10 protein-coding genes are annotated in these 11,942 nt (G+C 69.4%); 8 read left to right on the plus strand and 2 right to left on the minus strand.

Annotation, left to right across the window (positions count from 1 at the left end; genetic code table 11):
* Nucleotides 1-118 precede the first annotated feature (118 nt).
* Nucleotides 119-586, plus strand: a complete 468-nt coding sequence (locus BMW51_RS05925) for a DUF3429 domain-containing protein (RefSeq protein WP_093004366.1) — start codon at nt 119-121, stop codon at nt 584-586.
* Nucleotides 587-590: 4 nt separating this feature from the next.
* On the opposite strand, the gene BMW51_RS05930 is transcribed toward BMW51_RS05925, so the two are convergent.
* Complete coding sequence (locus BMW51_RS05930) at nt 591-2,690, minus strand: hybrid sensor histidine kinase/response regulator (RefSeq protein WP_093004368.1); 2,100 nt, start codon at nt 2,688-2,690, stop codon at nt 591-593.
* A 280-nt stretch (nt 2,691-2,970) separates the two neighbouring features.
* On the opposite strand from BMW51_RS05930, the gene BMW51_RS05935 reads away from it, so the two are divergent.
* The 7 genes from BMW51_RS05935 (at nt 2,971) to BMW51_RS05970 (ending at nt 11,033) form a co-directional block, all read left to right on the plus strand.
* Nucleotides 2,971-4,470 (plus strand): DEAD/DEAH box helicase, encoded by a 1,500-nt coding sequence (locus tag BMW51_RS05935; RefSeq protein ID WP_093004370.1) that lies wholly within the window; start codon nt 2,971-2,973, stop codon nt 4,468-4,470.
* A gap of 414 nt (nt 4,471-4,884) precedes the next feature.
* Nucleotides 4,885-6,042 (plus strand): CaiB/BaiF CoA transferase family protein, encoded by a 1,158-nt coding sequence (locus BMW51_RS05945; protein WP_093005078.1) that lies wholly within the window; start codon nt 4,885-4,887, stop codon nt 6,040-6,042.
* Nucleotides 6,043-6,127: 85 nt separating this feature from the next.
* Nucleotides 6,128-8,212 carry a TonB-dependent receptor gene (locus BMW51_RS05950; RefSeq protein WP_093004372.1) on the plus strand — a complete coding sequence of 695 codons (2,085 nt, stop codon included), beginning with the start codon at nt 6,128-6,130 and terminating at the stop codon, nt 8,210-8,212.
* Between the two features lie 197 nt (nt 8,213-8,409).
* Nucleotides 8,410-8,961: a DUF4142 domain-containing protein gene (locus BMW51_RS05955; protein WP_093004374.1), complete on the plus strand. Its 552-nt coding sequence runs from the start codon at nt 8,410-8,412 to the stop codon at nt 8,959-8,961.
* Between the two features lie 12 nt (nt 8,962-8,973).
* Nucleotides 8,974-9,549, plus strand: a complete 576-nt coding sequence (locus tag BMW51_RS05960) for a uracil-DNA glycosylase (protein WP_093004376.1) — start codon at nt 8,974-8,976, stop codon at nt 9,547-9,549.
* Nucleotides 9,550-9,729: 180 nt separating this feature from the next.
* Entirely contained in the window at nt 9,730-10,491 is a 762-nt protein-coding gene (locus tag BMW51_RS05965; RefSeq protein WP_093005080.1) for a glycosyltransferase family 2 protein, read from the plus strand.
* 56 nt (nt 10,492-10,547) lie between these two features.
* On the plus strand, nt 10,548-11,033 hold the full coding sequence (locus BMW51_RS05970) for a metallophosphoesterase family protein (protein WP_093004378.1): 486 nt from the start codon (nt 10,548-10,550) through the stop codon (nt 11,031-11,033).
* Here the strand turns inward: BMW51_RS05970 and BMW51_RS05975 are convergent.
* Nucleotides 11,030-11,890 carry a type 1 glutamine amidotransferase gene (locus BMW51_RS05975; RefSeq protein WP_093004380.1) on the minus strand — a complete coding sequence of 287 codons (861 nt, stop codon included), beginning with the start codon at nt 11,888-11,890 and terminating at the stop codon, nt 11,030-11,032. The genes BMW51_RS05970 and BMW51_RS05975 overlap by 4 nt on opposite strands.
* Nucleotides 11,891-11,942 lie beyond the last annotated feature (52 nt).

Below are 11,942 nucleotides of genomic sequence, written 5' to 3' on the forward strand. Positions count from 1 at the left end.
CGCCCGCGATCGTTACCGAGCGGTTTAGCATGGACGCGACCTTACCTGCGGCTGGATCGATGATGCGTGACTTGCGTAGTCCCCCGACGACAGGACCAAGCGGCGACGGAGGTGACGGATGAGCGAGGCGGACGGACACGCACCCATTGAAAGCGCTGCATTTCCGGTTGGACGCACCGCCTTCGCGCTCGGCTTCGCAGGCCTGCTGCCACAGATTGCGGCGGCGCTGCTGGCGGGCCTGGGATATTTTTCCGGCGGCGCGATCGCGGTCGGCTACGCCGCGCTGATCCTCAGTTTTCTGGGCGGGATGTGGTGGGGATTGGCGATGTTCCTGCGACTCGGTCAGGGCGTGGTCGTCACGCTGGCCGTGGTGCCGAGCCTGGTCGCGGGCGCGCTCGCCGCGTTCGCCTTCGTCCACCTGCCCTCCGCACTCGTCGCGCTCGGCAGTGCGATCCTGCTGACGCTGCCGGTCGACCGCTGGCTGACGACGCGAGGGCTCGCGCCGCCCAACTGGATGAGCCTGCGCATACCACTGTCGGTCGGTCTGGGATCGCTGACGATCATCGCCGGCGTCCTCGCTGCCTGAACCCTTAATCCGCGAGCAGTAGGCTGACCTTGGCCGCGAGCGTATCCATCGCGAACGGCTTCGTCACCAGCGCCATGTGCGGCGCGAGCTGACCGTTCCCGATCACCGCATTCTCCGCGTAGCCGGTGATGAACAGCACCTTCAGTCCCGGCAGCCTCGCCAGCGCCGCATCGGCGACCTGCCGCCCGTTCATCTGCCCCGGCAGCCCGACATCGGTGACGAGCAGGTCCGGCGTCACCTCGGAGGCTAACAACGCGAGCGCACTCGCGCCATCACCCGCCTCCACCACGGTGTAGCCCTGTTCCGACAACACCTCGGCGACCAGCATGCGGATCGTCGGCTCGTCGTCGACGACCAGCACCGTTCGGCGACCATCGACACGCGCGACCGCGAGTTCGCTGCCCGCTGCAACGACCTCGCCTTCCTGCGCGCCATAGTAACGCGGCAGGTAGATGCACAGCGTCGTGCCCTCGCCCACTTCGCTGTAGATGCGTACCTGCCCGCCCGACTGCCGCGCGAAACCGTAGATCATTGACAGACCCAGGCCCGTGCCCTCCCCCATCGGCTTGGTCGTGAAGAACGGATCGAACGCGCGCGCCTGCACCTCGGGCGTCATGCCTGAGCCCGTGTCGGAAACGCACAGCGACAGATACTGCCCGGGCGTCAGGTCGCGTTCGCGCCCGGTACGCTCGTCGATCCACTTGTTCGCGGTCTCGATCGTGATCCGCCCGCCGTCGGGCATCGCGTCGCGCGCGTTGATGCACAGGTTGAGGAGCGCATTCTCCAGCTGGTTCGGGTCGACCAGCGCGGGCCACAGTCCGGCGGCGCCGACCACCTCCAGCGTGATCTGCGGACCCACCGTGCGCCCGATCAGCTCCTCCATTCCCGCAATCAGCCGGTTGACGTCGGTCGGCTTGGGATCGAGCGTCTGTCTGCGCGAAAAGGCGAGCAACCGATGCGTCAGCGCCGCCGCGCGCCTGGTCGCGCCCTGCGCTGCGGCGACATAGCGGTCAAGTTCGTTGACGCGCCCCTGCCCGACACGCAGCTGCATCATCTCGAGCGAGCCGGAAATGCCGGTCAGCAGATTGTTGAAATCGTGCGCCAGCCCACCGGTCAGCTGCCCGACCGCCTCCATCTTGAGCGCCTGACGCAGCTGCTCCTCCGTCCGCATCAGCTCGGCCGTGCGCGCCTCGACCTCGTCCTCCAGCCGCGCGTTCAGGTCGGCGAGTTCCTGCTCCGCGCGCCGCCGCTCGACCGCGTCGCGCACGCGCTCGGCCACGTCGCGGACGAAGGCGATCTCCGCCTCGCTCCACGCGCGCGGCACCGCGTTGTTGAGGTACAATAGCGCGACGAACCCGCTCTGCTCGGTGACCGGCAGGTTGATGAAGGACATCGCCGACAGCTGCCGCAGCCCTTCCGCCGTGTCGCGCGTGCGCGAGTCGTCGCGCACGTCGGCGATCGCGACCGTCACGCCTGCCTTCAGATCCTCGATATAGCTGCCATAGTCGCGGAAATGCAGCAGCGCGGGCAGCGGCACGATCCCCTCGGCGCAGTAAGCGCGCTCGGTCGTGATCGTCTCCGCACGCGGATCAACCGTGCCATAGCCTGCGCGGCTCACGTCGAGCACGCGCCCCAGCACTTCCGCCGCGGCAAGCGCCAGATCACCCGGATCGCCGCCCGCGCGCAGCCGGTCGTTGATCTCGACGATGGCGGCGAGCCGCAATTCGTGCCGCTTGCGCGCGTCGATATCGTAGCTGATGCCGGGGAAGGCGACCACCGCGCCCGCCTCGTCGCGCTCGACCCGCCCCTGTGCCACCAGCCAACGGACCTGCCCGTCGAGCCCGATGACGCGATATTCTTCCTCGAACGGCTCGCCGTTGGCGAGCGTATGCGCGATCGCTGCCTCGACGCGCGGCAGATCACCCGGGTGAATGCCGCCGAAGAAGGTCGCGATCGGCGCACCTTCCGCCGCCACCTCGGGCTCGACGCCGTACAGCGTCGCGAACGACGCGTCGGCGGTGATCCGGTCGGCGGGAACGTCCCAGTGCCAGCGGCCGATGCTCGGCGCATCGTCGAGAGGGGGAACGGGGGGCAGAACGGTCATGGTCGAAATCGACTATCCGAATTGGGCGATACTGATGGACGGAAGTGCCTGAACACGCGCTGAGCCGGCTTGTTCAACCCGCGACCTTGACTTTTTGCGGCCGATCGAGCACATGGCGGGGCATCGAGGCGTTTGCAGCGTGATCGATCCCGCAAGGGGTCCGGCTCCGCCTCGGTCGATTATCGACCGACCTCCCATGTCACGCGGGGTGTCTCCTCTACCCCCCACCCTCCTCACGCCCTTCGCGTGTCGGGGGTTCGACTATTTGGACTATATTTCCATGTCATTCGCACATCTCGGCCTCGCCGAGCCGCTCGTCCGCGCGATCGAGGCCAAGGGCTATTCCGAGCCGACGCCAATCCAGCGCGACAGCATCCCGACCCTGCTCGAAGGCCGCGACCTGCTCGGCATCGCGCAGACCGGCACCGGCAAGACCGCGGCCTTCGTCCTTCCTTCGATCCAGCGCCTCGTCGCCGCCGACAAGCGCGTGCTGCCGACACACGTCCGCATGCTCGTGCTCGCGCCGACGCGCGAACTCGCCAGCCAGATCGCGGAGAGCGCGCGCGGCTACGGCGCCTTCTCCAAGATGTCGGTCGCGACCGTGTTCGGCGGCACCAGCATCAACAAGAACCGGCAGGACGTGGCGCGCGGCGTCGACATCCTCGTCGCGACCCCCGGCCGCCTGATCGACTGCGTCGAGCAGGGCTATATCAACTTGTCGATGATCGAGATCCTGGTGCTCGATGAGGCCGACCAGATGCTCGATCTCGGCTTCATCCACGCATTGAAGAAGATCGTTCGGATGGTCCCGCGCAAGCGCCAGACTTTGTTCTTCTCCGCCACCATGCCGGTCGCGATCCGCGATCTGGCGGCGCAGTTTCTGACCGATCCCGCCACCGTCTCGATCAAGCCCGCGGCGACCACCGCCGAGCGCGTCGACCAGAGCGTGATCTTCTGCAACCAGACCGAGAAGCAGGCGCTGCTCACCATTCTGCTGCGCGAGACCGAGATCGACCGCGCGCTCGTCTTCACGCGCACCAAGCACGGCGCCGACCGCGTGGTGAAGCTGCTCGCGGGCAACGGCATCGCGTCGAGTGCGATCCACGGCAACAAGAGCCAGCCGCAGCGCGAGCGCGCGCTCGCCTTGTTCAAGTCGGGCGAAGTGCCGATCCTGGTCGCGACCGACATCGCCGCGCGCGGCATCGACGTGTCGGGCGTCAGCCACGTGTTCAACTTCGAGCTGCCCAACGTGCCCGAGCAATACGTCCACCGTATCGGTCGCACCGCACGCGCGGGTGCGAGCGGCGAGGCGATCGCCTTCTGCGCCGATGATGAGCGGCCGTACCTGAAGGATATCGAGAAGGTCACGCGCCAGAAGATCCCGTCGGTGCCGCTGCCCGACGACTTCACCCGCCGCGCCGACCAGCTGAAGGCCGAGCGCGTCAAGGCGATCGGCGCTGACCCCGCGCCGCGCGCCGACCGCCAGCGCGGTCCTGCGCGCCCGAAGGCGACGCACGCCCCGCGCCCGTCGCATGGTTCGCGCCAGCACGAGCCGCAGGCGCCCGCCCGCGCGCACGGCGGCGGTCAAGGCGGCAGCGGTCGTCCGGCACACGGTGGCCAGCGCCCGGCGCAGGGCGGCGCACATGGTAGTGCTCAGGGCGGCAACGGCGGCGCAGGTGCCAACACCGGCGGCCGCAACTACGCCAACGCGAGCGGCAACCGTCGTCGCGGCGGGCGTGGCCGCGGCGGCGCGGGTGGCGGACGCAGCATCTCCGCCTGATCCTCGCCGATCGTAAGCGGCCCGCGTGGCGCTCGCGCTCTGCCCTTTCGAGGCGAGCGCGGGAGCCGCGCGGGCCGCTGGCGTTTCGGATGCAGGAGGTCGCATCATGCATCTATCCTTTACGCCGCTCGTCGAACGCATCGCGCGCGTGCTCAGCGCATCAGCGCGAACGGCGCCGGCCAGGAAGTATCGGCGGGCAGACTGATCGACGCGAACTGGCCCGACTACCGTGACGACGCGTTGGCGTTGCTCCACACCCTGCGCGATTCTTCACGCGCGATGGCGGACGCTGGTGATCCCGCGATCTGGGAGCGCATGGTCCTCGTCGCGCTCGACGAGGCCAAACCCCACACCGCCGATTAACGCGAGCGTAGAGCGTCGACTCGGCACCATAGGACCCTACAAGGGTCGATGATGACCGATACGACTGCCACCCCGCCTCGCCCACTCGCCGGTTTGCGCGTGCTCGAACTCGCGCGCATTCTCGCGGGGCCGTGGTGCGGGCAGCTGCTCGCCGATCTCGGCGCGGACGTGATCAAGGTCGAGCGGCCGGGCGAGGGCGATGACACACGCCACTGGGGTCCGCCCTTCGTCACCGCCGACGACGGCACCGACCTGTCGGCGGCCTATTACCACGCCTGCAACCGCGGCAAGCGCTCGGTCGCGATCGACATTGCGAGCGCCGATGGACAGGCCCGCGTCCGCGCGCTCGCCGATGGCGCCGACGTGGTGATCGAGAATTACAAGGTCGGCGGTCTCGCCAAATACGGGCTCGACGCCGCCACGCTGCGCGCGGCCAACCCGCGGCTGATCGTCTGCTCGGTGACCGGGTTCGGGCAGACCGGCCCCTACGCGCACCGCGCCGGCTACGATTTCATCATCCAGGGCATGGGCGGGATCATGTCGCTGACCGGCGAGCCGGACGGCGACCCGCAGAAGAGCGGCGTCGCGATCGCCGACCTGTTCACCGGCGTCTATTCCGCAGTCGCGATCCTCGCCGCCCTGCGTGAGCGCGAGCGGACCGGCGTCGGCGCGCACATCGACATGGCGCTGCTCGACACGCAGGTCGGCGTGCTCGCCAATCAGGCGCTCAACTGGATGGCGAGCGGCGCCGTGCCCGGCCGCATGGGTAACGGCCACGCCAACCTCGCCCCGTACCAGAGCTTCCCGACGAGCGACGGCGACCTGATCGTCGCGGTCGGCAACGACCGGCAGTTCGCCAAGCTGTGTGCTGTCCTCGGCGCGCCTGCACTCGCCGCCGACGAACGCTTCGCGACCAATCCCGCGCGGGTGCGCAACCGCGCCGCGCTGCTGCCGCTGATCGTCGCGGAGTCGGTGAAGTGGGAGAGCGCACAGCTGCTCGCCGCACTGGAGCAGGCCGGGGTACCGGTCGGCCCCGTCAACCGCATCGATCAAGTCTTCGCCGACCCGCAGGTGGTGGCCCGCGGCATGCAGATCAGCGTCGAAGGGCTGGCGGGCCTCGCCGCCCCAATCACGATCGACGGTCGCCGCGTCATCGCTGAACGTGCCAGTCCCAGGCTCGGCGAGCATGCCGACGCCAACTGGGCTTGATCGCGCAATCGTTCACCTTCGCGACGTTAAGGCGATCGGGTCGCGACGTGGCTAAGGAGGTCGCTTCCCGGCCACGAGTAATCGCATGATCCGCCCCACCCTCTCGCTCGCTCTGCTGCTGGGCAGTGCGCCCCCGGCCTTCGCCCAAACGCCCGCGCCAGCCGAGCCGCTGCCGGACGAGGACATCGTCGTCACCGGCTGGGGCCTGAGCGATCGCCTCGGCGACGCCGCCGCCAGCGTGGTGACGATCAACGCCGAGCAGATCCGCAGCAACGCCGCCGACCGGCTCGAAAGCGTGCTCGCCGATGTGGCGGGGGTGCAGCAGTTCCGCCGCTCCGATTCGCGTTCGGCCAATCCGACCAGCCAGGGGATCTCGTTGCGCGGGATCGGCGGCAACGCGTCGAGCCGCGCGCTCCTGATCCTCGACGGCGTGCCGCAGGCTGACCCGTTCGGCGGCTGGGTGCCGTTTCCCGCCTACGCGACCGACCGCATCGGGCGCATTCGCGTGACCCGCGGCGGCGGAAGCGGTTACTTCGGCCCCGGCGCGCTCGCCGGCACGGTCGAACTGGAGAGCGCCACCCCGACGCAAGTGCCGCGCTACCTCGGCAGCGTCGCTTATGGCAGCCGCAACGCGCTCGACGCGCAAGGCTCCGCCACGCTCAGCAACGACGGCGGCTTCGCGACCCTGTCCGCCGCCTACGCGCGCGGCGACGGTTTCGCCCCGATCGTCGTGGAGGACCGCGGCCCCGTCGACGGTCGCGCCCCATACGAGCAGGCGTCGGGCGCGATACGCGGCGTGATCCGCACCGGCGCCGACAGCGAATTGCAGGCCAACGTCAGCGCCTTCACCGACCGGCGCACGCGCGGGCTGCCATTCACCGCCAACCGCAGCGAGGGCGCGGACGCGAGCCTGCGCCTGATCGGGCGCGGACACTGGGGCTATTCGGCGCTCGCCTATGTGCAGACGCGCGCCTTCGCGTCGCAGTTCGCCAGCGTCGACGCCGCGCGCACCACTGCAACGCCGACGCTCGACCAGTACAACACGCCCGCGACCGGCATCGGTGCGCGGCTTGAGCTGATGCCGCCGCTCGGCACGGGCGCCGACCTGCGGCTGGGCGTCGACTGGCGCGATGTCAGCGGGCGGACGCAGGAACTCTACAGCTACACGGGTGGCGTGCCGACCAAGCGCCGCGTGGCGGGCGGCAGCAGCACGACGCTCGGCGCCTTCGCCGACGCCAGTTTGGAGCGCGGCCCGCTCACGCTGACGCTCGGCGCGCGCGTCGATCGCTGGTGGATCACCGATGGACGATTGAACGAGCGCGCGCTCGCCGCCGCGACCGTCTTCACCGACGATCGCTTCGCCGACCGCGCCGGCACCGAGGCGACCGGGCGCGCGGGCGCGGCGTACCGGCTGGGCGAGCAGGTTACGTTCCGCGCCTCCGCCTACCGCGGCTGGCGACTGCCGACACTCAACGAGCTCTACCGCCCGTTCCGCGTCGGTGCCGATGCGACTGCCGCCAACGCCGCGCTCTCACCCGAGCGGCTGACCGGCATCGACGGCGGCGTCACGATCACCCCCGCCGCGCGCGTGACGCTCGCCGCGACCATATTCTGGAACCGGCTGGAGGATGCGATCGCAAACGTGACGGTCGCGCGCGGGCCCGGCACCTTCCCCGGCGTCGGCTTCGTCTCGGCGGCGGGCGTGTACCGCATCCGCCAGAACCTCGACGCGATCCGCTCCACCGGGCTCGAGGTCGACGCCGACTGGGATCTCGCGGGACCGTTGTTCGCGCGCGCGTCGTGGAGCCACGTGTCGCCGCGCGTCGAGGCATCGGGCAGCGCCGCTGCGCTGGCTGGCCTGCGCCCCGCGCAGACACCGCGCGACCTCGTCTCGGCGACGCTCGGCTGGCGGCAGGACGCGCTCACCGCGTCGGCGACGCTGCGCCACGCCGCGCGCCAGTTCGAGGATGACGCCAACACGCGCACGCTCGCCCCCGCAACGACCGTCGACGGCTATCTGTCGCTGCCGCTCACCCGCGCACTGGCGCTGGAGGCGCGGGCCGAGAACCTGTTCGACGCGCGTGTCGAGGCAGGCATCAGCGGCGCGAACCTGGTCGAACGCGCGACGCCGCGCACCTTGTGGATCGGGTTTCGACTGCGCGGATCGTGAGCAAATTCGATGCCGCCAAGTAATGCCGCGCCGTATGGAAGCGATCGAGGCTCAACACCCACAACAACGACCTTGATCGATATCAGCGTTCTTTTCCTGTTCACGGCGAAACTACCGGCTGTTCTTCCGGGTTGAGGGTGCATGTCGTGACCCCGTGCCGCGTCACCCGCCTTCCTGTCCGAATAGGAGAGAAGAGAATGAAGACACTCACCAGCATCGCCATTGCGCTGGCCTCCGTCACCGCCGCTCTGCCCGCCGCCGCGCAGACCCCGCCGCCCTCACCGCCCGCCGAGGCGAAGTCGCAGGCGATGCCCTATGTCATGGCCTCGGGCATGAGCGACCTGTACGAGATCAACTCCAGCCAGATCGCGCTGCAGAAGTCGCAGAACTCCGCGATCAAGCGTTTCGCGACGATGATGATCCGCGACCATCAGAAGACGACCACCAACACGATGGCGGCAGCGAAGAAGGCTGGTCTCACGCCGACGCCGCCGATGCTCGACGCCGGCGCGACCGCGTCAATCAACGAACTGCAGCAGGCCGCACCGGGCGACTTCGACCGCATCTATCTCGCGCAGCAGCTGCCCGCGCATCAGGCGGCACTCGACCTGCAGCAGAGCTACGCCGCCGGCGGCGATCAGGCGGCGCTGCGTGCCAACGCGAAGGCCGCAGCCCCGATCGTCAAGCGTCACGTCGACATGGTCACGAAGATGCAGGCCGGGAAGATGGATGCCGGGCACAAGATGTGACCCGCGCCGCTCATGCGCGACGCTGACCGGCTAGAAAGCGTTGCGCAGAAGCGACTGGAAGCATGGCGGCGCTCGCTGGTCGACAGCGGACGCCGCATACCGTTGTTAGACCCCGCCGACGGCGGCGCGGGCGCGCGCCTGCTGATCCTGCTCGAGACACCCGGCCCCGGTGACGACGGTGACCGTATGGTGTCGCGCGACAATCCGACCGGCACCGCGCGCAACCTGACGCGGTTCCTCCATGAGGCCGCAATCGCGCGCCGCGACACGATCCTGTGGAACACCGTGCCGTGGATCGTGCACGAACCCGGCGCGCGCAACCGCCCGCTCCGTCGCGGCGAAATACGCGAGGGGCTCACCGCCCTGCCTGATTTCCTCGCCTTGCTCCCGCACCTCCGCGTCGCCGTGCTCGCCGGCCGCGTCGCGCGCGAGGCCGCGCCGGTGCTCGCCGACTGCTGCCCTCACGCGGCGGTGCTGACGATGCCGCATCCCTCGCCCACGATCGTCTGCACCAGCCCGGAGATCGCACGCATGATCCGCAACACGCTCGCGCAGGCTGCCGCGCTGCTGGGTGCCGCGAGGTCATAGCCGAAAGCGGCGCCGGAACGCGCTGAAACAGCGAAAAACCGCTCCTCGCCCCTTCCCGTTTTCGCGCACTTCGCTAAGGTGCGATCAACCTTCGCAGAAGGTTCCATCCAGCTTGAAATAATCATCGCGCGCTCGCCGATCATGCCGGCGCGCGCGACTGCGAGACCCGCAAAGGACGCCATGTACCTGCCGACCGACGACTGCCGTACCGACCTTCCCCTCGCCACGCACGCTCCCCTGCCCGCCTACGACGTCGTCGTCCCCTGCTACAATCGCGCGCACGTCGTCGCCGATGCCTTGAAAAGTGTCCTCGCGCAGGATCACGCGCCGACCCGGGTCGTGCTGGTCGACGATGGATCGAGCGACAACAGCGCCGCGGTGATCCGACGGCTCGCGGCCATGCACGCGAACGTCGAGGCCGCGGTGCTGCCGCGAAACGGCGGCGCGTCGAACGCGCGCAATGTCGGCGTGTCGCTCTGCACTGCGCCCTGGATCGCCTTTCTCGACAGCGACGACGTCTGGCTGCCGGGTGCGGTGCGCGCGCTGCTGGAGCGATCCGCGGGCCACGACATCGTCGTCGGCTTCTTCGCGCGGGTCGAGGGCGCCGCGCCGCCGGGCGAGCCCGAGTGCGGCTGGAGTGGCGACGACATCCGCCGCGCGCTCGCCAGCGGCGGCGTGATCGGGCCGAGCTGGTCGATCGTGCGCCGCGCCACCGTGACGGCGGTCGCTGGCTTCGATCCCAGCTTCCACAATTGCAACGACTGGGATTTCTACACCCGCGCCGCTGCGGATGGCGCCCGCTTCGCGCGGATCGACCGCTGCGTCGCGCTGTACCGCACCGTCGCCGGCGCGCGACTGGTCGACGACGATGCGATCAACGCAGTCAACGCGCGCCGCGTCCGCGCGCATCCGTATCTGTCGGAGCTGCTGCAACCAGCCTGACGCCGGATCGGGGATTAGGGGGATCAGGCAAGCCGCACCGGGCGTTCGGGCCGGCAATGACGCGCTTCTTCACCGCCGACACGCATTTCGGCGATCACCGCACGATCAACATTCAGCGCCGCCCCTTCGCGTCGGTGGCGGAAATGGACGCACTGCTCGTCGCGCGCTGGAACGAGGTGATCGGCGTGGATGACGAGGTCTGGCATTTGGGCGATGTCGCGCGCCGCGCTTCGGACGTGTCCGCGCTGCTCACGCGCCTGAACGGCACCAAGCATCTGATCCGCGGCAACAACGATCCCGACGCGACGCTCACCGCACAGGGCTGGGCAAGCGTGGCCGACTATGCCGAACTGGAGGAGGACGGTCGCAAGCTCGTGCTCTGCCACTATCCGTTCCGCTCATGGAACGGGCAAGGGCGCGGCGCGATCAACCTGCACGGACACAGCCACGGCCGGCTCAAACCGATGCCACGCCAGTTCGACGTCGGTGTCGACGCGCGCGATTTCTCACCCGTCCGCCTCGCCGATCTGCCCGCGCGTTAGCGGCGGTCTTTCCCGCCACCTGCGCGCAGCGTCGGAATCGCGGCGATGAAGTTCGCGATCTCCAGCCGTCGTCGGTCCTCGTGCGCGAACTCGTCGTCGACGCCCAGCTCCCAGCGTGCGGCGTGGTCGTCGGGGTCGCGCTGGATGCGATCGAGCAGCACGGCACGCTGTTCCACCGCCGCCTCGTCGCTCGCCAGCCCTTCCTCGACCAGTGATGCGCCCTGCGCGCGGATCGCCGAGGCAATCTCGCCCGGGCTCAGCTCGGGATGATATTGCACGCCCCAGAACACGCCGTTGCCGTGCCGGATTTCCACCGCTTGCACCCGCGTCACGCCGTTCGTCGCCAGCAGCAGCGCGCCCTCGGGCAGTTCCTCGACCTCGTCGCCGTGCACCGATGCCGCATCCCACGCCGGCGCACGTCCGGCGAGCAGCGGGTGGTCGCGCCCCGCCTCGGTCGTCGTGATCCGCCGGCCTACAGCTGCCTCCAGTCGCTCGGGCATCTTGCGCACCCGCCCGCCCGCTGCCGCGACCGCGACCTGCAATCCCGCGCACGAACCGAACGACGGCACCCCGCTGTCGAACACCGCGCGCATGAAGGCGAGCTGCCGTTCGACCTCGGGCGCGTCATCGTAGACGTGTAGCGGCGATCCGGTCAGGAACACCGCGTCATAAGCGGCGATCTCGTCCGCGCTCAGTTGGTCGCCGTCCGCGTCGGCCGGCTCGACGCGCGTAACTTCCGCACCCGGCGCCATCTGCTCCAGCGTCGCCTGGAAACTCTCGCCCGAACTCTTGCCCGCCCGCTCGCGCCGGTCGGCACGGTCCTGCGCAGTCTCGCTTTCCGCCACCAGAAATCTCACACGCGTCCGATCGAATGATTGTTGTGAATGTGAGTGAACGCTTGGCGCCCCA

This window comes from Sphingomonas palmae (genome assembly GCF_900109565.1).
Taxonomy (GTDB): domain Bacteria; phylum Pseudomonadota; class Alphaproteobacteria; order Sphingomonadales; family Sphingomonadaceae; genus Sphingomonas; species Sphingomonas palmae.

What these genes read in the sequence shown, in the direction of transcription:
- BMW51_RS05935 (WP_093004370.1), top strand. Translation starts at nt 2,971, where the DNA reads ATGTCATTCGCACATCTCGGCCTCGCCGAGCCGCTCGTCCGCGCGATC.
- BMW51_RS05955 (WP_093004374.1), top strand. Translation starts at nt 8,410, where the DNA reads ATGAAGACACTCACCAGCATCGCCATTGCGCTGGCCTCCGTCACCGCC.
- BMW51_RS05925 (WP_093004366.1), top strand. Translation starts at nt 119, where the DNA reads ATGAGCGAGGCGGACGGACACGCACCCATTGAAAGCGCTGCATTTCCG.
- BMW51_RS05965 (WP_093005080.1), top strand. Translation starts at nt 9,730, where the DNA reads ATGTACCTGCCGACCGACGACTGCCGTACCGACCTTCCCCTCGCCACG.
- BMW51_RS05930 (WP_093004368.1), bottom strand. Translation starts at nt 2,690, where the DNA reads ATGACCGTTCTGCCCCCCGTTCCCCCTCTCGACGATGCGCCGAGCATC.
- BMW51_RS05960 (WP_093004376.1), top strand. Translation starts at nt 8,974, where the DNA reads ATGCGCGACGCTGACCGGCTAGAAAGCGTTGCGCAGAAGCGACTGGAA.
- BMW51_RS05950 (WP_093004372.1), top strand. Translation starts at nt 6,128, where the DNA reads ATGATCCGCCCCACCCTCTCGCTCGCTCTGCTGCTGGGCAGTGCGCCC.
- BMW51_RS05945 (WP_093005078.1), top strand. Translation starts at nt 4,885, where the DNA reads ATGACCGATACGACTGCCACCCCGCCTCGCCCACTCGCCGGTTTGCGC.
- BMW51_RS05970 (WP_093004378.1), top strand. Translation starts at nt 10,548, where the DNA reads ATGACGCGCTTCTTCACCGCCGACACGCATTTCGGCGATCACCGCACG.